This is a genomic window from Variovorax sp. YR752 (assembly GCF_943372545.1).
In genome coordinates this window covers 24,365-43,408 of record NZ_CALRZC010000047.1, presented here as the reverse complement: position 1 = coordinate 43,408, position 19,044 = coordinate 24,365, and the positions used below count along the sequence as shown (strand labels likewise).

The window sequence follows — 19,044 nt, the reverse complement described above, 5'->3', positions numbered from 1 at the left end:
ATCACCTGGACGAATGCGCCGGTGTCCCTGCTGAGCTTCGCGCGCGACACGCTCGACCGCACGCGGCAGATGGCCGTGGGTGGCGCGCACGAGGGTGAGCGCTGGCGCTGGAGTGCCGACCTGAGCCACACGAAGAGCATCAACCGGTTGTTCTTCTCCGGCCCGATCCACGCGGCCACGGCGGCCGAGTTCCGCCATGACCTGTCGGGCAGCGTGCCGTCCACCGGCGTGGCGGGAAGCGAACTGCTCGATCCGGCCAACCTGCGTGTCGCATCGCTCGCCTACCGCGTGCGCCCCTTCGAGGGCTCGCTCACGGCGACGCGGGTGGATGGCCACTGGGATGCCGGCCCCGGCGAGCTCGAAGGTGTTGCGATGGGCTGGCGGCGCGCCGACCGCCGTGCCGGCAATGCGCCGGGTCTGATCTTCGGCGACGTGCCGGTGGCCGGCCTGACGGCGGCCGACACCCCCGGACGAATGCAGCCTTCGCCCTTCGGCGACTTCCTCGACGGGCGCGCGCCCAGCGTCGGCGGCGTCCTGATCGCCGATCTCGGCGACGCGCGTGACCCCGACGCGCTGCGCCGTGCCTACGGGGTGACGGCGCCGCTGCCGACTGCCGGCGACCCGCTGGGGGTCTGGCACATCCGCGAGCGCAGCGACGCGATCTACCTGCGCAGCGACTGGGTGGTGCCGGCGCGTCGCATCGACGCCCAGCTGGGCCTGCGTGCAGTGCACACGCGCATGCAGCTCGACGGCTACCGCACGCTGCCCGCGAGCGGCGGCGTGGCGCCGCTGCAGGACGACACCGCCGCCACCGACTGGCTGCCCAGCGCCACGCTGCGGCAGGCGCTCGCGCAGGGCTGGCAGTGGCGCGCGGCGGCCTCGCGCAGCATCACCCGGCCGAACTTCGACCAGCTCTCGCCCTCGCTGCGCCTGCTGCGCAACCCGGTGGACCCGACGCTCAACCAGGGCGCCTCCGGCAATCCGGAGCTGCGGCCGGTGCGCTCGCACAACCTCGACCTGGCCATCGAGCGGCTCGCCGACACCGCGGATGCGATCGCGCTGACGCTGTTCTGGAAACAGGTCGACGGCTTCATCGCCAACGCCAGCCAGCCCGAGACCTACGAGGGCCAGACCTACCTGGTCAGCCGCCCGTACAACAGCGACCCGGCCCGGGTGCGCGGCGCAGAGCTTGCCTGGCTGCATTTCCTCGACGGCCTGGGAGGCGCCTGGCGCGGCCTCGGCGTGCAGGCCAACTACACCTTCGTCGACAGCAGCACGCCCGACCGGCGGCTCGCGCGCGAGGTGCCGCTGCAGAACCTCTCGCGCCACAGCCTCAACCTGATCGGCCTGTACGAGCGCGGCCCGTGGAGCGCCCGCCTGGCATGGAACTGGCGCAGCCGCTTCCTGTCCGGCGTGAGCAGCGTGGTGGGGCTCGGCGCGCTGCCGGTGTATACCCGTGCGCATGGATGGGTGGACGGGACGATTGCATGGAAGGCGAGCGAGCGGGTGACCCTGGCGCTGGAAGGCAGCAACCTCACGCGCACGCTGCGGCGCGCCGACCTCGGCACGCCGACGAGGCCGCAAGGGGCCTGGGTCAACGATCGGCAGCTGGGCGTGAGCCTGAGCGTGCAGCTCTGATGCGGGCCGCGCTCGCGCTGCTGCTGGCGGCGTGGATGTGGACGCCGGCCGCGCTCGCCGCGACGCTCGAGCAGTGGCGACGCGATGCCGCCGCGGTGCGCGTCCTCGCCGAGAACGACGTGCCGGCTGCGCGCGAGCGCGCACTCGCACTGCAGGCCGAGTTGCCAGCCGACGCGCTGCCGGCCGACCGCGTGCTGGCGATCAACCTGCTGGTGCGCATCGACACCTACCTTGGCGAGACCGAGGCGGCGGCGGCCGGCGCCGAGCGGGCCATCGAGATGGCACGCGCCGCCGGCGACCGGATCGGCGAGGCCGAGGCCGAGCTGAGCATGACCATCATCGCCGTCAACCAGGGGAACATCGAGCGCCTCGTGCAGGCGGCCACGCAGAGCGTGTCGCTGCTGCAGGGAGCCGGCCGCCCCGAGCTGCTCAGCGAGGCGCTGCTGCGCCTGGGCACGATGTACGGCCGCTTCGGCCAGCTCGACGACCAGGTCGCCTTCGCGGTGCAGGCCATGGATTTCGCGCAGCGCGAGGCGCATCCGATGGCGCAGGCCTACGCGCACCAGGCCATGGCCATCGCGTTCGACTTCACCGGGCGGCCTGACGAGGCCCGGCCGCACTACGAGCAGATGCTTCAGAGGGCCGCCGCCGGACACTCGCGACTGCTCGAAGCCTTCGGCATGCTCGGCGTGTCCGGCCAGCACCGGCTGAGGCAGGAGTACGCCGCCTCGCAGCGGCTGGCCGAGCAGGCCATCGAGATCTTCCGCGAGGTCGGTTCTCCGTTCGCCTACAACCACGCCGTCTTCAGCCTGGCCGATCTGCACCAGCAGCGCGGCGACCATGCCCGGGCGATCGATCTGTTCGACCAGATCATCCGCAGCTACGCCACGCGCCCGAACCGCATCGCGCAGTGGTATGCGCTGAACGCCCGCAGCGTCAGCCTCCAGGCCCTCGGCCGTCAGGAACCGGCGCGCGAGGATGCCGAGCGCGCCTACGCGCTGGCGCGCGAGGTCGGCTTCCCGCTCTACCTCAGCGAGAGCGCGCGCCGCATGGCGGCCATCGAGGCGCAGCAGGGCAACCACCAGCGTGCCTACCGCCTCTCGACCGAGGCCGCCGAGATGACCGCGAAGGCCTCGCGCGAACGCTCCAGCGTGCGCATCATGCAGCTGCTGCAGCGCTACCGCGACGAGAGCCGCGCGCGCGAGCTCGCGGAGCTGACGCGCCGCAGCGAGCAGCAGGGCGCCGAGATCGCGCGCCGGGAGCTGCAGCAGCGCTGGCTGTGGACCGTGCTCGGGGCCATCGGCGTGGTGCTGGCCGCGACCCTCGTGTTCACCGTGCGCCTGCGCAGCAAGCGCGAAGAGCTGGCCCGGCAGACGCGCATCCTGCGCTCGGTGCTCGACGGCATCGGCGACTCGGTGCTGGTGGCCGACGAACGCGGCGAGCTGCTGATGTACAACCCGGCGGCTGAGGCACTGGCCGGGCCCGGCCTGACGCTTGGCAAGAATGGCAACTGGCCGCAGCGCTTCGGCCTGTACCTGCCGGACCGCGTCACGCCGGTGCCGCTGCCGGACCTGCCGCTCGGGCGCGCGCGGCGCGGCGAGAACGTCGACAAGTTCGAGGTCTACATGCGGCGCGCCGGCGAGTCGGTCGACGAGGGGCACTGGCTGTCGGCGACGGCACGGCCCTTGCGCGACGAATCCGGCGCCGTGCGTGGTGCCGTGGCGATGTTCACCGATGTGACGGCGCGCCGCCAGGCCGAGGAGGCCGTGCGTGCCCTGGCCGCCGGGCTCGAGCGGCGCGTGCAGGAACGCACCGAGGCGCTGGAGCGCGCGCAGCGCACCGCGGAGGCTGCCACGCAGGCCAAGAGCGAGTTCCTCGCCACCATGAGCCACGAGATCCGCACGCCGATGAACGCCATTCTCGGCATGTCGTGGCTGGCGCTGCAGAGCGACCTCGACGCCCAGCAGCGCAACTACGTCGACAAGGTGCACCGCGCCGCCGAGTCGCTGCTGGTCATCATCAACGACATCCTCGACTTCTCGAAGATCGAGGCCGGCCGGCTGGAGATGGAGCGCATCCCGTTCCGGCTCGGCGAGGTGATGGACCAGTTCGCCAGCCTGGTGGGCATGCGCGCCGAGGAAAAGGGGCTGGAGCTGCTGTTCGAGCTGCCGCCAGCCCTGCCCGCGCTGGTGGGCGACCCGTCCCGACTCGGCCAGGTGCTGCTCAACCTCGGCAACAACGCCGTCAAGTTCACCGAGCGGGGCGAGGTGCGCGTGGTGGTCTCCGAGCTGTCGCGCGAGGCCGATGCCGTGACGCTGCGTTTCGAGGTGCACGACACCGGCATCGGCATCGACGACGCGCAGCGCGAGCGGCTGTTCCAGCCCTTCAGCCAGGCCGACGCATCGACCAGCCGCCGCTTCGGCGGCTCCGGGCTGGGCCTGGCGATCTGCCGCCACCTGGTCGGCATGATGGGCGGCGAGATCGGCGTCACCAGCACGCCGGGGCGTGGCAGCTGCTTCCACTTCAGCGCGCGCTTCGGGCTGGATGCGCAGCCGCAGCCCAGCCTGCCGCGCCTGAAGGCGCTGGACGGCGCGCGTGTGCTGGTCGTCGACGACCACCCCGGCGCCCGCGAGTTGCTGTGCGCGCTGGCCGAATCGCTGGGCATGCGGGCCGAGGCGCTGAGTGACGGGGTGCAGGCACTGCAGGCGGTGGTGCGTGCCGATGCCGCCGACCAGCCCTATCTGCTGCTGCTGCTCGACTGGCGCATGCCCGGCGTGGACGGCATCGACTGCGTGGCCCAGCTCGGCCGCACGGCGCTGCGCCACCGCGCGCCCACCGTGCTGATGGTGACGGCGTTCAGCCGCCACGAGGTGCAGCGCCGACTGGCCGCGCAGGATCTGAGTGTCGACGCGCTGCTCACCAAGCCGGTGACGGCCTCGGCGCTGTTCGATGCCTGCGCCGATGCACTCGGCGAGAGGATGCCGCACGTCAGCCGCGACGAGCGTCGCCACGACGAACTGCTCGCCCACCAGGCCGCGCTGGCCGGGGTGCACGTGCTGCTGGTGGAGGACAACACCATCAACCAGGAACTGGCGCGTGACCTGCTCGGCCGGGCCGGCGTGGTGGTCAGCGTGGCTGCCGACGGGCGCGAGGCATTGGCGGCGCTGGGGCGCGAACGCTACGACGCCGTGCTCATGGACTGCCAGATGCCGGTGCTCGACGGCTATGCCGCGACGCGGGAGTTGCGCCGCCGCCCCGAGCTGGACGACCTGCCGGTGATCGCCATGACCGCCAACGCGATGGCCGGCGACCGCGACAAGGTGCTGGAAGCCGGCATGAACGACCACGTGGCCAAGCCGATCCGCGTCGACGAGCTGTACGCCACGCTGGCGCGCTGGGTGCGGCCGGCCGCCGCATTGCCGGCCGCCGGCCCTGCGGACGTTTCCGAGTTCCCGGTTCTGCCGGGGCTGGACACACGCGCCGGGCTGGCCGGCGTGATGGGCAACCCGAGCCTGTACCGCCGGCTGCTGGTGATGTTCCGCGACCGCGAACGGGACTTCGGCAGCCGCTTCGCCATGGCGCGCCAGCAGGGTGACGGCGCTGCCTGCACACGCTTCGCCCATGACCTGAAGAGCGTCTCGGGCACGCTGGGCATGCCGGCGTTGCAGCGCGCCGCTGCGGCGCTGGAAGCCGCCTGCGACCACGACGCACCGGCGGAGGACGTCGAGCGCCTGCTCGACACCGCGATCCGCCAGCTCGAGCCCTTGCTCGAGGGCCTGGGCTCGCTCGAGTCCGCCTCAGCCTGAGGGCGTGGCGGCCGGCGCCTCGCCGGCCGCCAGGGCGCGCAGGCAGGCCAGGCACAGGCAGCCGTGGAACCGGGCCGCCAGTTCGGCTCGCAGCGCCGGTGTCAGGGCGAGCGTGGTGCAGGCGCAGGGCCCGGCGTCGCTCGCGTCGCCGATGCCGCAGTGGAACTCGCCGCCGCAGCGCGGGCAGCGTGACTCCATCTGCGGCCGATCAGGCACCGAACAGCCCCTTGTGCTGATCGCGCAGCAGGTTCTTCTGCACCTTGCCCATGGTGTTGCGCGGCAGCGCGTCGACCACGAAGCAGTGCTTGGGCACCTTGAAGTTGGCGATCCGGCCCTTGAGCTCGGCGACCAGTGCCGCCGCCTCGGGCTTCGCGCCGGGCCGGGCGACCACCACCGCCACCACGCCCTCGCCGAAGTCGGGGTGCGGCACGCCGATCACCGCGCTCTCGGCCACGCCATCCATCTCGTTGAGGTAGCCCTCGATCTCGGCCGGGTAGACGTTGTAGCCGCCGGTGATGATCAGGTCCTTGCTGCGGCCGACGATGGTGACGTAGCCGCGTTCGTCGATCTTGCCGACGTCGCCGGTCTTGAACCAGCCGTCCGCGGTGAACTCTTCCTTCGTCTTCTCCGGCATGCGCCAGTAGCCCTTGAAGACGTTCGGGCCCCTGACCTCGATGCCGCCGATCTCGCCGGTCGGGCAGGGCAGGCCCTTGTCGTCGCTGACGCGCACGCCCACGCCGGGCAGCGGGAAGCCGACCGTGCCGCCGCGGCGCTCGCCGTCCTGCGCGCGGTACGGGTTGGAGGTCAGCATCACTGTCTCGCTCATGCCGTAGCGCTCGACGATGGTGTGGCCGCTGCGCTCGCGGAACTGGTTGAAGGTCTCGATCAGCAGTGGCGCCGAACCGGCGACGAACAGGCGCATGTTGCGGCAGGCTTCGCGGCCGAAGCCGGGCTCGGCGAGCAGGCGCACGTAGAGCGTCGGCACGCCCATGAAGACGGTGGCCTCGGGCAGGCGGCGCACCACCGCGGCGGGGTCGAACTTCGAGAACCAGATCATCCTGCTTCCGTTGAGCAGCGCGCCATGCGAGGCGACGAACAGGCCGTGCACGTGGAAGATCGGCAGCACGTGGATCAGCACGTCGCCCTCGGTCCAGCCCCAGTAGTCCTTCAGCACCCGCGCGTTCGACAGCAGGTTGCCATGCGTCAGCATCGCGCCCTTGCTGCGCCCGGTGGTGCCGCTGGTGTAGAGGATGGCGGCCAGGTCGTCGGCCGCCTTCAGCGCCGGCACGTGGGTGTCGGCATGGTGCGCGGCGCGATCGAGCAGGGTGCCGCTGCGGTCTTCGTTGAGCGTGAAGACATGCTTCGTGCCGGCCTGGAAGGCGATCTTCGACACCCAGCCGAAGTTCCTGCCCGAGCACACCACCACGCCCGGCTCGGCATTGCCGACGAAGTACTCGATCTCGGCGGCCTGGTAGGCGGTGTTCAGCGGCAGGTACACGTAGCCGGCGCGCAGCACCGCGAGGTACAGCAGCAGGCCTTCGACCGATTTCTCGGTCTGCACCGCGACCCGGGTGCCCTCGGGCAGCTCCAGCGAGGCCAGCAGGTTGGCGATCTTCGCCGTGGCGCGCTCGAGGTCACCCCAGCTGTAGCACAGCGGCGCATCCGGGCCGTCGGCGGTCTCGATCGCGGTGCGATCCAGGTCGCGGGGGAAGGCGTCGCGCAGCGCGACGAACAGGTTCTGGTTGGTGCTCATCTCACGTCCCTCCGGCCGCGTCAGCCTCTCTGGAAGCGCGGCGTCCTCTTCTCGATGAAGGCCATCACGCCTTCGCGATGTTCTTCGCTGTCGGCATAGGCGTAGTGGGCCAGGCGCTCGGCCTCGAGCGGCCCGCCGGCGGCGATCTGCCGCAGCGTGCGCTTGTTGATGCGCGCCGCCTGCGGCGACAGCGCAGCCAGCGACTTCGCGCGCGCCAGCGTGTGCGCGGCGACCTCGGCATCCGGCACGACGGCATGCACGATGCCGTGCTGCAGCGCCGCGGCGGCGTTGAACAGCCGCGCCTCGAGCAGCATCTCGCGCAGCACCGCCATCGGTGCGACGCGCGACACCACCTGCAGCTCCTGCGGCGCCATCGGGAAGCCCAGCCGCGCGATAGGCGCGCCGAAGCGGCTGCCGTCGCCGCAGACGCGGATGTCGCAGCAGGCCGCGATCTCCAGCCCGCCGCCGATGCAGTTGCCCTCGATCTGCGCGTACAGCGGGATGTCGCAGTCGAGCATCGCGTGCAGCGCCGGCGCGACCACGTTCTCGTGGAAGTCGCGCAGCGACTCCTCCTCGAAGCGGAAGCTGGCGAACTCGACGATGTCGCCGCCGGCCGCGAAGTGCCCGTCGGCGCCGCGCACGATCACCGCGTGCGGCGCCTCGTCGGGCGGCAGGTCCTGCAGGTGCAGCATCAGCGCGTGCAGCTCGCGCCACATCGCGATGTCGATCGCGTTGAGCTTGGCCGGGTTGGCCAGCGTCAGGTGGGCGACGCCTTCGGCGTCGCCGCGCTCCAGCGTGATCGAGCCTGGCATGGGCGCACTAGTCCAGCTTGGCGCCGGAGGCCTTGACCACCTCGGCCCAGCGCTTGACCTCGTTGCCGACGAACTTGCCGAAGGCATCACCGTACAGGTTGGGAGTGTCGGCGCCCAGGCTGGTCCAGCTGGCCTTCAGCTCCTCGGAGTTCAGCGCCTTCTTCATCTCGGCCTGCATGGCATCGAGGGCCTCCTTCGGCGTGCCCTTGGGCGCCCACAGGCCATACCAGGTGGCAACCTGGTAGGTCGGCACGCCGCTCTCCTTCGCCGTGGGTACGGCGGGGAATCCGGGCGCGCGCTTGTCGCTGGCCACCGCGATGGCCTTGATTCGCCCGCCCTTGATGTGCGTGGCCGACGAGCCCAGCCCGTCGAACATCAAGTCGACCTGGCCGGCGATCAGGTCCTGCAGCGCCGGACCGGCGCCGCGGTAGGGAATGTGGGTGACGAAGGTCTTGGTCTGCAGCTTGAACAGCTCGCCGGCCAGGTGGTGCGAAGTGCCGTTGCCCGCCGAGGCGTAGTTCAGCTTGCCCGGGTTCTTGCGCATGTAGTCGAGCAGTCCCGGCAGGTCGCTGGCGGTCACGCGCTGCGGGTTGACCACGATCACCTGCGGAACGCTGGAGATCAGGCCGACCGGCACGAAGTCGGTCTCGATGCTGTAGTCGAGCCTGGGGTACATCGACGGAGCGATGGTGTGGTGCACTGCACCCATGAAGAAGGTGTAGCCGTCCGGCGCCGCCTTGGCCGCCACGCTCGCGCCCACCGTGCCGCCGGCGCCGCCCTTGTTGTCGATGACGAACTGCTTGCCCAGGTTCTTCGTCATCTGCGCGAACAGCGGCCGCGCGAAGGCGTCGGTGCCGCCGCCGGCGGGGAAGGGCACGACGATGGTCACCGGCTTGGTCGGCCAGGCCTGGGCAGCCGCCCAGGGCGAGGCGCCCAGGGCCCCGAGCGCGGCGAGTACCAGCGTGGCGCGGCGCAGGCGCGAGGTGAACGGTCGGGTCATGGTGTCTCCTTGCTTGTGGTGATGTGTGAGCGGGATTCAGAGCAGCGAGCTCAGGAGGCGTGACTGTGCCACTTCTCCCTGGACGAACTTCTCGTGATGCGTTTCGACCTTGTCGAGGTCGTACAGGTAGTTGACCATCATGCCGAAGGACTGGCGCAGCCCCTTGGCGGACAGGTCGCCGAGCGGGTCGAGGCGCTCGAGCCGCGCGCCGTTGTCGAGGTGGAAGCGGGCCACCGGATCGCCGCCGCCGGCGGTGGCGTGCCAGCCGAGGTAGTAGGCGGCCAGGCGCAGCAGCGCCTGCGCAGACTCCGGCGCCAGTGCGCGCAGCGTGGTGGCATGCGTGAGGCGGTCGAACTCGCCGTTGCAGGCGGCCGTGACCATGGCCAGTGCCTCCGTCAGGCGCTGCGCACGAGCCTTCGCCAGCCCCTCGCACGGCGCACCGGCGCGCACCCAGCGCGCGAAGCCGGGGATCGGCGACAGCGTGCAGAAGGTCTTGAGCTGCGGCAGTTCGCGCTTGAGTTCCTCGGCCACGCGCTTGATCAGGAAGTTGCCCAGCGACACACCCTTCAGCCCCGGCTGGCAGTTGCTGATCGAGTAGAACGCGGCGACCTTGAACTGGCTCGGCGGCAGCGGCGTCGAGGCCTTGTCGATCAGCGGCGCGATCGCCTCGGGCATCGTCGGCAGCAGCGCCACCTCGACGAAGATCAGCGGCTCGTCGGGCAGCTGCGGGTGGAAGAAGGCGAAGCAGCGGCGGTCGGGTTGCAGGCGGCGGCGCAGGTCGTCCCAGCCGTCGATCTGGTGCACCGCCTCGTGGTGGATGATCTGCTCGAGCAGCTGCGCCGGCGAGTTCCAGTCGACCCGCTTGAGCTGCAGGAAGCCGGGGTTGAACCAGCTCGACAGCAGGTGCAGGAAGTCGGCCTCGACGGCTTGCAGCTCGGGCTGCCTGTTCACGCGGGCGAGCAGGGCGCGGCGCATCGCGACGATGCTGCCGGTGCCGCCGGGCGTGCGGTTGATGCGGCGCAACAGTTCCTGCCGCGGCGGCTCGGCGAGCTGCGTCAGGCGCTGCAGGTTGGCGGCGCTGGGCGACTCGGCATAGGCCTGTGCGCTTTGCAGCACCGCCTTCGGGTCGGGGCTGAAGTCGCGCGACAGGCGCTCGAAGAAGGTCGACTGTGCGTCTTCCGGCAGCTCGCGGAAGCGCGCCACCAGGTCGCGCGCGATCGCCACGCTGTTGGCCTCGCCGCGCTCGGACAGCAGCCGCCGGCAGTCGATCAGCAGGCCGCGCAGATGGCGCGCGCCGTTGACCTTGCGTGCGGCGCTCTTCAGTTCATCCAGCATGGGGCGTCCCTTCCGTCTTCTCGTGCAGGCGCAGCGCCTTCAGCGCGGCGAGCTGGGCCATCAGGTGATCGTGCATGACACGCTCGGCGCGCGCGGCGTCGCGCTGCACGATGGCGTCGAGCAGCACGCGGTGCTCGTTGATCGAGGCCTCGATGCGCCCCGGCCAGTGCAGCTGGCGGCCGCGCAGCAGGCGCACGAAGCGGCGCAGGTCGCCGGTGGCCCGGTCCAGCCAGCGGTTGCCGGCCATCGCCTGCACGGTGCTGTGGAACTCGTGGTTGGCGCGGTAGTAGGCCTCGATGTCCCGGGCGGCGGCATGCTTCTCGAGCTGCTCGTGCAGGCGCTGCAGGCGGCGGATGTCGGCCTCGCTGGCCTTGCGGACGGCTTCGTAGGCGCAGCGGCCTTCGAGCAGCGCCATCACCGGCAGCAGCTCGTTGGCGTCGTCCTCGGACATTTCGGCGACCCGGCAGCCCTGGCGCGGCACCGGCACCACCAGCCCTTCCGCGGCCAGCACCTTCAGCGCCTCGCGCAGCGGCGTGCGGCTGATCTGCCAGTCGCGCGCCAGCGCCAGCTCGTCGATCCACTGCCCCGGGGCGAGCTGGCGCTCGAACACCATGCTCCGAAGGCGAGTGGCCACTTCCTCGTGAAGCGAGGAAGGGCGAAGAGGGATCGGATCGGCCATGTTGTGTGCCTCGACACCGGAAGAGATCACTCTACAATTACTAATTCATAATTACAACCACGGAAGAACCCGTGCAGTCCCTGGCCTGGGGGGTGTTGCCGCTGTCGGCTGCGGCTACAGTGTCCGACTTTCCGACAGCGAGTCCGCATGCCCGTCTCCCTGCCCGCACTCCCGCTCGATGCCGACAGCCTGCTGCGGCTTGCCGCGCAATCGATGTTCGACACCTTCGCGCAGACGGCGATGGGCATGATGGTGGTCGACCGGGCGCACCGCATCGTCTGGATCAGCGAGGGCTATAAGCGCTTTCTGCCGGCGCTCGGCCATGCCGAGGACGACTTCGTCGGCCGGCGTGTCGAGGAGGTGGTGCCGAACACGCTGATGGCGCAGGTCATCGAGAGCGGCCAGCCCATCCTCGTCGACCTGCTGACCAACCAGGCCGGCACCTTCCTGGTCAGCCGGCTGCCGCTGCGCGATGCGGGCGGAGAGGTGATCGGCGCGATGGGCATGGTGCTGCTTGACCACCCCGAGACCACGATGCAGCCGCTGATCGGCAAGTTCAGCCGCCTGCAGCGCGACCTCGACAACGCCCGCCAGCAGCTCGCCGAGCACCTCACGCGCGAGCGCCGGCCCAAGCACACCATTGCCAGCTTCATCGGTGCCAGCGCGCCGGCGATGGAGGTCAAGCGGCAGGCGCGCCGCGTCGCGCAGACCGACAGCACGGTGCTGCTGCTGGGTGAGACGGGCACCGGCAAGGAACTGCTCGCCCACGCCATCCACGCCGCCAGCGCACGCGCCGCCAGGCCCTTCGTCGGCGTCAACATCGCCGCGGTGCCCGACACGCTGCTCGAGGCCGAGTTCTTCGGCGTCGCCGCCGGCGCCTTCACCGGCGCCGACCGCAAGGGCCGCGACGGCAAGTTCAGGCTGGCCCATGGCGGCACGCTGTTCCTCGACGAGATCGGCGACATGCCGCTGCCGCTGCAGGCCAAGCTGCTGCGCGTGCTGCAGGAGCAGGAGGTCGAGCCGCTGGGCAGCAACCAGGTGCAGCACGTCGACGTGCGCGTGATCGCCGCGACCAGCCGCGACCTCGCGGCGATGGTGCGCGCCGGCAGCTTCCGCGCCGACCTGTTCTACCGCCTCAACGTGCTGCCGATCCGCCTGCCGCCGCTGCGCGATCGGCTGACCGACCTGGAGTCGCTGGCCGACGCGCTGGCCGACGACATCGCGCGGCGCAGCGGCATGCCGCACAAGGGCCTCGCGCCCGACGCGCTCGAGCTGCTGGCGCGCCAGCCCTGGCCGGGCAACATCCGCGAGCTGCGCAATGCGCTGGAGCAGGCCAGCCTGATGACCGACGACCCGGTGCTCGGCGCGCGGCACTTCGAGGCCGTGCTCGGCGCCGATGGCGCCGTGGTGGCCCTGCCGCCGGCGTCCGCGCCGGCGCCGGCCCCCGCCCTCGCCGCCGAGCCGCCGCGGGTGGCCGGCGTCAAGTCGCTGCCGCAGGCGGTGGCCGAGCTGGAGGCGCAGGCGATCCGCGAGGCGCTGGCCGCCACCGGCGGCAACAAGCTGGCCGCTTCGCGCATGCTCGGCATCTCGCGCGCGACCCTCTACGAGAAGCTGGCGTGATGAGCGGCGCACGCTTTCGGGCCGGGTACTGTCTGCAATTCATGCAGAAATGCCGGCGGATGTGTCCGGCGATCATGCAATCCGCAGCCTTGTTGATGGGCGCCGTGCTCTGGTCGGGCAACGCGCTGGCCGTGATCGCCTCGCCCGAGAGTGTCGAGGAGCGCAGCGTGCGCGCCCTGCTGCGCCGCGAGGCGCTGGGCTACGAGAACGGCGAGGGTGTCGAGCGCGACCCCATCAAGGCCGCCGAGTTGTACTGCCAGGCCGCCCGGCTGGGCGACGCCGAGGCGCAGTTCAACCTCGGCTGGATGTACGCCAACGGCCGCGGCGTCGAGCGCAGCGACGCCAATGCCGCCTTCTTCTTCCACGCTGCTGCCGAGCAGGGCCTGGAGCAGGCGGTGCGCATGCTCGCCAATGTGGGTGGGCCGCCGAACTACGTGCCGGAGTGCATGATCGATCGCGCCCCGCCGCAGATGGCGGCGCCGCAACCTCGCGCGCCGGCGACCTTGCCCGAGACGATCCCCGCGGACGCGCCGCGCCACATCGTCGAGATCGTCAAGCGGCATGCGCCGCAGTACCAGCTCTCGCCGGCGCTGGTGCTCGCGTTCATCAAGGTCGAGTCGAACTACGACGTGATCGCGCTGTCGCCGAAGAACGCCAAGGGCCTGATGCAGCTGATCCCCGACACCGCCGAGCGCTTCGGGGTGAGCCGCCCCTACGATGCCGAGCAGAACATCCGCGGTGGCATGGCCTACCTGCGCTGGCTGATGGCCTACTTCGAGGGCAACGTGCCCCTGGTGGCGGCGGCCTACAACGCCGGCGAAGGCGCGGTGAACCGCTACCGCGGCGTGCCGCCATACTCGGAAACGCGCGCCTACGTGAACCGCATCCTCGCCGGCTTCACGCGCCTGAACCATCCGTTCGATCCGAGTGTCTCCAAGCCGTCGCCGCAGATCCACCTGATGCGGGCCATGGGCCGCTGAGCGCGCCGCTCAGGGAAAACGCGGTGCCGCGTGGCACGTGGTTTGCCTTTGTCCGGGCATGGGCCAACGGTGCCCAGTTCGATCAATCACACGGAGACACCCGCATGCCGCACGCTCCCCGCCGACTCTGGCTCGGCGCCATCGCCGCTGCCGCCCTCGCCCTGCCCGCCATCGCGCTCGCGCAGGCCAAGGGCGAGATCCGCATCGCCCACGTCTACAGCAAGACCGGCCCGCTGGAGGCCTACGGCAAGCAGACCGCCACCGGCTTCATGATGGGCCTGGACTACGCCACCGGCGGCACGATGACCGTCGCGGGCAAGAAGCTGGTGGTCATCGAGAAGGACGACCAGGGCAAGCCCGACGTGGGCAAGAGCCTGCTGGCCGCCGCCTACGGCGATGACAAGGCCGACATCGCGGTGGGGCCGACGTCCTCCGGCGTGGCGCTGGCGCTGCTGCCGGTGGCCGAGGAGTACAAGAAGATCCTGCTCGTCGAGCCGGCGGTGGCCGATTCGATCACCGGCGACAAGTGGAACAGGTACATCTTCCGCACCGGCCGCAACAGCAGCCAGGACGCGATCAGCAACGCCGTCGCGCTCGACAAGGCCGGCACGAGCATCGCCACGCTGGCCCAGGACTATGCCTTCGGCCGCGACGGCGTGAAGGCCTTCAAGGACGCGGTCAAGAGCGCCAAGATCGTCCACGAGGAATACCTGCCGACCAACACCACCGACTTCACCGCCGGTGCGCAGCGCCTGATCGACAAGCTGAAGGACCAGCCAGGCCGCAAGGTGATCTTCATCATCTGGGCCGGCGCGGGCAACCCGTTCAAGATCGCCGACCTCGACCTCAAGCGCTACAACATCGAGATCGCCACCGGCGGCAACATCCTGCCGGCGATGGCCGCGTACAAGAACTTCCCCGGCATGGAAGGCGCGACCTACTACTACTTCGGCATCCCGAAGAACCCGGTCAACGAGTGGCTGGTCTCCAACCACTACAAGCAGTTCAAGAACCCGCCGGACTTCTTCACGGCCGGCGGCATGAGCGCGGCCATCGCAGTGGTCGAGGCGCTGAAGAAGAGCGCCGGCGACGCGAACACCGAGAAGCTCATCAAGACCATGGAAGGCATGAGCTTCGAGACGCCCAAGGGCAGGATGACCTTCCGCAAGGAAGACCACCAGGCCATGCAGGCGATGTACCACTTCAAGATCAAGGTGGACCCGGCCTTCGCATGGGGCGTGCCGGAGCTGGTGCGCGAGATCAAGCCGGAAGAGATGGCCGTGCCTATCCGCAACCGGCGTTAGGCCGGACGCCTGCGGCGCCGTCCTAACTCGTCTCGTTGGACCGGACGCTGGCGCGCCGGTCAACTCGCCGACTTTTCCGGGAGGACTCCGTGATGAAGTCTTTGCTGCTCGCGATCGCCGCGGCAGCGGCGGTCGCGTCGCCGGCGGCGTCCGCCTCCGGCGCGCTGCCGTCGCTGAACATCGACCCGGCTGCCATCACCGTCTCGGGCCTGTCCTCCGGCGGCTTCATGGCCAACCAGCTCGGCGTCGCGCACTCGGCCACCTTCAAGGGTGTGGGCGTGTTCGCCGCCGGGCCGTACATGTGCGCAGGGCACGCCAACTACACCGCGTGCATGTACAACGCGAGCATCTCCGCCTCGGCGCTGTCGACCCTGCAGGCCGACATCAACAACTGGAGCGGCACGGCGATCGATGCGAAGGCCGGCATCGCCGCGCAGAAGATCTTCCTGTTCGTCGGCAACAGCGACTACACCGTCGGGCCGAACCCGGTGCTGGCGCTGCAGACGCAGTACCAGAACAACGGCGTGCCGGCCGCCAATCTTCAGCTCGTGCGCCGTGCGAGCACTGCGCATGTCTTCCCGACCGACTTCGACGCCAGCGGCAACAACGCCTGCAGCAGCAGCGCCTCGCCCTACATCGCCAACTGCGGCTACGACGGCGCGAAGGCCGTGCTGTCGATGTTCTACGGCACGCTGAACCCGCGCAATGACGCGCCTTCGGCCGCGAACTACATCGAGTTCGACCAGACCGCGTTCACCACCAACCCCGGCGTCGCCGCCAACGGCTGGGTCTACGTGCCCAGCGACTGCGCCGCCGGTGCCAGCTGCCGGCTGCATATCGCGCTGCACGGCTGCCAGCAGACCTACGCGACGATCGGCGACCGCTTCCTCAAGAACACCGGCTACACGCGCTGGGCCGACAGCAACCGCATCGTCGTGCTGTTCCCGCAGGCGCGTGTGGACAACACCAGCCGCACCACCGCCGCCAGCGGCTCGCTGGCCAACCCGAACGGCTGCTGGGACTGGATCGGCTGGTACGGCAGCAACTTCGCGCAGCGCAGCGGCGCGCAGGTGGCGGCGATCAAGGCGATGGTCGACCGTCTCGCTTCCGGCAACACCGGCGGCGGAGGGGGTGGTGGCGGCGGCGGCTCGGCACTGCCCGCGCCGAGCGGCGTCGGCACTTCGGGGGCGACGGCCAGCAGCATGGTGATCGCCTGGGGCGCGGTGAGCGGTGCGAGTGGCTACAACGTCTACCGCAACGGCACGCGTGTCAATCCGACGCTCGTCGCCGGCACCAGCTACACCGACAGCGGCCTCGCCCCGGCCACCACCTACAGCTGGACGCTGCGCGCGGTGGATGCCAACGGCGCCGAGGGCGCCACGTCCGCGCCCGCCTCCGGCACCACGACCAGCACGGCGGCGCTGTGCTTCAGCGCGTCGAACTACGCGCAGACCGCCGCCGGCCGCGCGACGCAGCGTTTCGGCATCGCCTACGCGAACGGGTCGAACCAGAACCTGGGCCTGTGGAACGTGTTCGTGACCACCACGCTGAAGCAGACGGCGCCGAACTACTTCGTGATCGGCACCTGCCCCTGAACACCTTCATGCTCGAGACGAAAGACCTCACCATCCGCTTCGGCGGCCACGTGGCCGTCGACCGCGTGTCGTGCCGCTTCACGCCGGGCACGCTGACGGCCATCGTCGGGCCGAACGGCGCCGGCAAGACGACCTACTTCAACCTGATCTCGGGGCAGTTGCGTGCGAGCGCGGGCTCGGTGCACCTGAACGGCCACGACATCACGAACGAAGGCGCACCGCAGCGGACGCACCGCGGCCTCGGCCGCGCCTTTCAGCTCACTCAACTGTTCCCCAACCTGTCGGTGCTAGAGAACGTGCGCCTGGCCGTTCAGTCGCGCCGCCGCGAGGGGCTGAACCTGTGGTCGGTGTGGAGCGATCACCGCAACACGCTGGAGCGCGCCCACGCGCTGGTCGACCGCGTCAAGCTGGCCGATCGCGCCGATGCGCCCGCGGCCAGCCTGCCGCACGGCGACCAGCGCAAGCTCGAGGTGGCGATGCTGATGGCGCTGGAACCCAGCGTCTACATGTTCGACGAGCCCACCGCCGGCATGAGCGTCGACGACGTGCCGGTGGTGCTGGACCTGATCCGCGCGCTCAAGCAGCAGCGCAACAAGACCATCCTGCTGGTCGAGCACAAGATGGACGTGGTGCGCGAGCTGGCCGACCGCATCATCGTGCTGCACAACGGCCAGCTCGTCGCCGATGGCGAGCCGGAGGCGGTGATCGCCTCGCCCGTCGTGCAGCAGGCCTACCTCGGCACCAGCACGGTGGAGGAGGCTGCATGAGCGCGCTGCTCGAGATGAACGGCGTGCACACGCACATCGGCAGCTACCACATCCTGCACGGTGTCGACCTCGCGGTGCCCACCGGCCAGGTGACCATGCTGCTCGGCCGCAACGGCGCCGGCAAGACGACCACGCTGCGCACGATCATGGGCCTGTGGCAGGCCTCGGCCGGCACGGTCAGCTTCGACGGCCAGGCCATCCAGCGCCGCGCCACACCCGACATCGCGCAGCTCGGCATCGCCTACGTGCCCGAGAGCATGGGCATCTTCGGCGACCTCACGGTGCGCGAGAACCTGCTGCTCGCCGCGCGCGGCGCGAAGCGCCTGGACGACATCGACACGAAGCGGCTGGAGTGGATCTTCGGCCTGTTCCCGGCGCTGAAGAAGTTCTGGCTCTACCCGGCCGGCAAGCTCTCCGGCGGGCAGAAGCAGATGCTGGCGATTGCGCGGGCGATCGTCGAGCCGCGCCGGCTGCTGCTGATCGACGAGCCGAGCAAGGGCCTGGCGCCGGCGATCGTCGCCAACCTGATTGCCGCTTTACGCGAGCTGAAGGCGACGCAGACCACCGTGCTGCTGGTCGAGCAGAACTTCGCCATGGCGCGTGCGCTGGGCGACACGGTGGCGGTGATGGACGACGGGCGTGTGGTGCACGCCGGCGCCATGAAGGAACTGGTCGAGAACGAAGGTCTGCAGCAACGACTGCTCGGCCTGTCGCTGGGAGCGCATCAATGAACACCGCCGTCGCACCCGCGACCGCAGCGGCCGCCGCCGTGCCGAAGGCAGCCTTCGACTGGCTGCCGCTGGCGCTCGTGCCCTTGCTCGCGCTGCTCGCCCTGCCGCTGGTCGGCTCGCCCTCGACCTGGTTGACGCTCACGGTCGCCGGCCTGGCGATGGGCATGATCGTCTTCGTCACCGCCTCCGGCCTGACGCTGGTCTTCGGCCTGATGGACGTGCTGAACTTCGGCCACGGCGTGTTCATCGCCTTCGGCGCCTACGTGGCCACCACGGTGTTCGCCGGCATGGCCGACTGGACCTCGGTCGACAGCCTCGTGCGCAACCTCGGCGCGGTGTTCGCCGCGATGATCGCTGCGATGGTGCTGGCCGGTGCGATCGGCTGGGCCTTCGAGCGCGTGATGGTGCGGCCGGTCTACGGCCAGCACTTGAAGCAGATCCTCATCACGATGGGCGGCATGATCATCGGCGAGGAGCTGATCAAGGTGATCTGGGGCCCGGAGCAGCGCCCGCTGGCGCTGCCCGAGGCGCTGCGCGGCTCGCTGCTGATCGGCGATGCGGCCATCGGCAAGTACCGCGTGCTCGCGGTGGCCATCGGTGCCGTCGTGCTCGTCGCGATGCTGTGGGCGCTGAACCGCACCAAGATCGGCCTGCTGGTGCGCGCCGGCGTGCAGGACCGCGAGATGGTCGAGGCGCTGGGCTACCGCATCCGCCGCCTGTTCGTCGGCGTGTTCGTGGTCGGCTCGGCGCTGGCGGGCCTGGGCGGCGTGATGTGGGGGCTGTTCCAGCAGAACGTCATCCCGCAGCTCGGCGCGCAGGTCAACGTGCTGATCTTCATCGTCATCATCATCGGCGGCCTGGGCTCGACGCTGGGCTGCTTCGTCGGCGCGCTGCTGGTCGGCCTGCTGGTCAACTACACCGGCTTCGTTGCGCCGGTGTTCACCGCCTTCGCGAGCATCGCGCTGATGGTGGCGGTGCTGCTGTGGCGGCCGCAGGGCCTCTACCCCGTGGCCAACCGGTGAGC

General features: G+C 70.4%; 15 protein-coding genes. 9 read left to right on the top strand and 6 right to left on the bottom strand.

What is annotated here, in order from left to right:
* Both AAG801_RS13715 and AAG801_RS13710 read left to right on the top strand, forming a co-directional pair.
* On the top strand, nucleotides 1-1,638 hold a 1,638-nt coding region (locus AAG801_RS13715; protein WP_341888874.1), incomplete at its 5' end, for a TonB-dependent receptor.
* Nucleotides 1,638-5,444, top strand: coding sequence for a response regulator (locus AAG801_RS13710; RefSeq protein WP_341888873.1), 3,807 nt, complete (start codon nucleotides 1,638-1,640; stop codon nucleotides 5,442-5,444). The genes AAG801_RS13715 and AAG801_RS13710, both read left to right, overlap by 1 nt.
* Here the strand turns inward: AAG801_RS13710 and AAG801_RS13705 are convergent.
* From AAG801_RS13705 to AAG801_RS13680, 6 genes are read right to left on the bottom strand one after another with little or no spacing between them, the layout of a single operon-like run.
* Nucleotides 5,436-5,642: a cysteine-rich CWC family protein gene (locus AAG801_RS13705; protein WP_341888872.1), complete on the bottom strand. Its 207-nt coding sequence runs from the start codon at nucleotides 5,640-5,642 to the stop codon at nucleotides 5,436-5,438. The two genes, AAG801_RS13710 and AAG801_RS13705, sit on opposite strands and share 9 nt — an antisense overlap.
* A gap of 10 nt (nucleotides 5,643-5,652) precedes the next feature.
* Nucleotides 5,653-7,197: a malonyl-CoA synthase gene (locus tag AAG801_RS13700; protein ID WP_341888871.1), complete on the bottom strand. Its 1,545-nt coding sequence runs from the start codon at nucleotides 7,195-7,197 to the stop codon at nucleotides 5,653-5,655.
* 20 nt (nucleotides 7,198-7,217) lie between these two features.
* Nucleotides 7,218-8,009, bottom strand: a complete 792-nt coding sequence (locus AAG801_RS13695; RefSeq protein ID WP_341888870.1) for an enoyl-CoA hydratase/isomerase family protein — start codon at nucleotides 8,007-8,009, stop codon at nucleotides 7,218-7,220.
* A gap of 7 nt (nucleotides 8,010-8,016) precedes the next feature.
* Entirely contained in the window at nucleotides 8,017-9,009 is a 993-nt protein-coding gene (locus tag AAG801_RS13690) for a tripartite tricarboxylate transporter substrate binding protein (RefSeq protein ID WP_341888869.1), read from the bottom strand.
* A gap of 36 nt (nucleotides 9,010-9,045) precedes the next feature.
* Nucleotides 9,046-10,344 (bottom strand): malonyl-CoA decarboxylase, encoded by a 1,299-nt coding sequence (locus AAG801_RS13685; RefSeq protein WP_341888868.1) that lies wholly within the window; start codon nucleotides 10,342-10,344, stop codon nucleotides 9,046-9,048.
* Complete coding sequence (locus AAG801_RS13680; RefSeq protein ID WP_341888867.1) at nucleotides 10,334-11,023, bottom strand: GntR family transcriptional regulator; 690 nt, start codon at nucleotides 11,021-11,023, stop codon at nucleotides 10,334-10,336. Before AAG801_RS13680 ends, AAG801_RS13685 begins: the two co-directional genes overlap by 11 nt.
* A 147-nt stretch (nucleotides 11,024-11,170) precedes the next feature.
* On the opposite strand from AAG801_RS13680, the gene AAG801_RS13675 reads away from it, so the two are divergent.
* The 7 genes from AAG801_RS13675 to AAG801_RS13645 all read left to right on the top strand — a co-directional run bounded on the left by AAG801_RS13675 (nucleotide 11,171) and on the right by AAG801_RS13645 (nucleotide 19,042).
* Nucleotides 11,171-12,643: a sigma 54-interacting transcriptional regulator gene (locus AAG801_RS13675; RefSeq protein ID WP_341888866.1), complete on the top strand. Its 1,473-nt coding sequence runs from the start codon at nucleotides 11,171-11,173 to the stop codon at nucleotides 12,641-12,643.
* 74 nt (nucleotides 12,644-12,717) lie between these two features.
* Nucleotides 12,718-13,623, top strand: a complete 906-nt coding sequence (locus tag AAG801_RS13670; RefSeq protein ID WP_341888865.1) for a transglycosylase SLT domain-containing protein — start codon at nucleotides 12,718-12,720, stop codon at nucleotides 13,621-13,623.
* A 104-nt stretch (nucleotides 13,624-13,727) separates the two neighbouring features.
* A complete protein-coding gene (locus tag AAG801_RS13665) occupies nucleotides 13,728-14,927 on the top strand; it encodes a substrate-binding domain-containing protein (protein WP_341888864.1) in 1,200 nt (399 codons plus the stop codon).
* A gap of 92 nt (nucleotides 14,928-15,019) precedes the next feature.
* On the top strand, nucleotides 15,020-16,522 hold the full coding sequence (locus tag AAG801_RS13660; RefSeq protein WP_341888863.1) for a hypothetical protein: 1,503 nt from the start codon (nucleotides 15,020-15,022) through the stop codon (nucleotides 16,520-16,522).
* Between the two features lie 8 nt (nucleotides 16,523-16,530).
* The gene (locus tag AAG801_RS13655; protein ID WP_341888862.1) at nucleotides 16,531-17,289 is read left to right on the top strand and encodes an ABC transporter ATP-binding protein; all 759 of its coding nucleotides are present in this window, start codon (nucleotides 16,531-16,533) and stop codon (nucleotides 17,287-17,289) included.
* Nucleotides 17,286-18,020, top strand: a complete 735-nt coding sequence (locus AAG801_RS13650) for an ABC transporter ATP-binding protein (protein WP_341888861.1) — start codon at nucleotides 17,286-17,288, stop codon at nucleotides 18,018-18,020. Before AAG801_RS13655 ends, AAG801_RS13650 begins: the two co-directional genes overlap by 4 nt.
* Nucleotides 18,017-19,042: a branched-chain amino acid ABC transporter permease gene (locus AAG801_RS13645; protein WP_341888860.1), complete on the top strand. Its 1,026-nt coding sequence runs from the start codon at nucleotides 18,017-18,019 to the stop codon at nucleotides 19,040-19,042. The genes AAG801_RS13650 and AAG801_RS13645 overlap by 4 nt, the downstream gene beginning before the upstream one ends.
* The last annotated feature ends 2 nt before the right edge of the window (nucleotides 19,043-19,044 follow it).

Bases quoted from the DNA above. Each gene is read 5' to 3' on its own strand.
- AAG801_RS13710 (WP_341888873.1), top strand. From the start codon at position 1,638: ATGCGGGCCGCGCTCGCGCTGCTGCTGGCGGCGTGGATGTGGACGCCG.
- AAG801_RS13705 (WP_341888872.1), bottom strand. From the start codon at position 5,642: ATGGAGTCACGCTGCCCGCGCTGCGGCGGCGAGTTCCACTGCGGCATC.
- AAG801_RS13700 (WP_341888871.1), bottom strand. From the start codon at position 7,197: ATGAGCACCAACCAGAACCTGTTCGTCGCGCTGCGCGACGCCTTCCCC.
- AAG801_RS13695 (WP_341888870.1), bottom strand. From the start codon at position 8,009: ATGCCAGGCTCGATCACGCTGGAGCGCGGCGACGCCGAAGGCGTCGCC.
- AAG801_RS13690 (WP_341888869.1), bottom strand. From the start codon at position 9,009: ATGACCCGACCGTTCACCTCGCGCCTGCGCCGCGCCACGCTGGTACTC.
- AAG801_RS13685 (WP_341888868.1), bottom strand. From the start codon at position 10,344: ATGCTGGATGAACTGAAGAGCGCCGCACGCAAGGTCAACGGCGCGCGC.
- AAG801_RS13680 (WP_341888867.1), bottom strand. From the start codon at position 11,023: ATGGCCGATCCGATCCCTCTTCGCCCTTCCTCGCTTCACGAGGAAGTG.
- AAG801_RS13675 (WP_341888866.1), top strand. From the start codon at position 11,171: ATGCCCGTCTCCCTGCCCGCACTCCCGCTCGATGCCGACAGCCTGCTG.
- AAG801_RS13670 (WP_341888865.1), top strand. From the start codon at position 12,718: ATGCAATCCGCAGCCTTGTTGATGGGCGCCGTGCTCTGGTCGGGCAAC.
- AAG801_RS13665 (WP_341888864.1), top strand. From the start codon at position 13,728: ATGCCGCACGCTCCCCGCCGACTCTGGCTCGGCGCCATCGCCGCTGCC.
- AAG801_RS13660 (WP_341888863.1), top strand. From the start codon at position 15,020: ATGAAGTCTTTGCTGCTCGCGATCGCCGCGGCAGCGGCGGTCGCGTCG.
- AAG801_RS13655 (WP_341888862.1), top strand. From the start codon at position 16,531: ATGCTCGAGACGAAAGACCTCACCATCCGCTTCGGCGGCCACGTGGCC.
- AAG801_RS13650 (WP_341888861.1), top strand. From the start codon at position 17,286: ATGAGCGCGCTGCTCGAGATGAACGGCGTGCACACGCACATCGGCAGC.
- AAG801_RS13645 (WP_341888860.1), top strand. From the start codon at position 18,017: ATGAACACCGCCGTCGCACCCGCGACCGCAGCGGCCGCCGCCGTGCCG.